The 1,008-nt window shown below is 61.5% G+C and carries 1 protein-coding gene; it reads right to left on the bottom strand.

The window, feature by feature from the left end; all coding sequences use genetic code 11:
• Positions 1-32 precede the first annotated feature (32 nt).
• Positions 33-725, bottom strand: a complete 693-nt coding sequence (gene urtE, locus ACEN8I_RS24110; protein WP_413331189.1) for an urea ABC transporter ATP-binding subunit UrtE — start codon at positions 723-725, stop codon at positions 33-35.
• Between the last annotated feature and the right edge of the window lie 283 nt (positions 726-1,008).

Genomic DNA, 1,008 nt, shown 5'->3' on the forward strand with positions numbered 1-1,008 from the left:
GCCCTCTCCCAGAGGGAGAGGGAGAAAAAACCCTAGATCGCCACCAGCTGCCTGACGCCGTTGGCTTCCATATCCTTGCCCTGCCCGCGCGCGATGAACTCGCCGCGCTCCATCACCAGGTAGTCGTCGGCCAGTTCCTGCGCGAAGTCGTAGTACTGCTCCACCAGCAGGATGGCCATGTCGCCGCGGTCGGCCAGCATGCGTATCACCCGGCCTATGTCCTTGATGATGCTGGGCTGTATGCCCTCGGTCGGCTCGTCCAGGATCAAAAGCTTGGGCTTGGCCGCCAGCGCGCGCGCAATCGCCAGCTGCTGCTGCTGCCCGCCCGAGAGGTCGCCGCCGCGGCGGCCCAGCATCTGCTTGAGCACCGGGAACAGCTCATACAGCTCGGCCGGGATGGGTGTTGCAGCACTCTTGTAGGCCAGGCCCATGCGCAGGTTTTCTTCCACTGTCAGGCGGGCAAAAATTTCGCGGCCTTGGGGGACAAAGCCTATCCCTGCTCTTGCCCGTTCATAAGGCGTGCTGGACTGGATTTGTTTACCGTCGAACTCAATCGTGCCGGTCTTGATAGGCACCAGGCCCATCAGCGATTTGAGCAGCGTGGTCTTGCCCACGCCGTTGCGGCCCAGCAGCACCGTCACTTTTCCGAGGTGTGCGTCCAGGCTCACATCGCGCAGGATGTGGGAGCCGCCGTAGTATTGGTTAATGTTTTTTACTGTGAGCATGCGAGTCCCCTTGCTCTGCTGAGAGCTGCTGGCCGGGTCTCGCCCCGGCGGGCGAGGCACTTTTGGCGAAACCCGCAAAGCGGCTTTTCTTTGTTCGCCAAAGGCGCGCTACGCGCGCGGGGTTTGCTCACTTCGCGAAGCGAAGTTACGCAAACACCAAAAGTACCCAAAAGAAAGGCGACCCGCAGTCTGGGTCCCCTACGCTGCGCTACGGGGCAACCTGCGGTGCTCGAGCCAAGCGGGGTCAAAAACAACTCGCTTCGCTCAAACACGTTTTTGCCCT

Source organism: Polaromonas sp. CT11-55 (genome assembly GCF_047303325.1).
Taxonomy (GTDB): Bacteria; Pseudomonadota; Gammaproteobacteria; order Burkholderiales; family Burkholderiaceae_C; genus Polaromonas.

What these genes read in the sequence shown, in the direction of transcription:
- urtE (WP_413331189.1), bottom strand. Translation starts at nt 725, where the DNA reads ATGCTCACAGTAAAAAACATTAACCAATACTACGGCGGCTCCCACATC.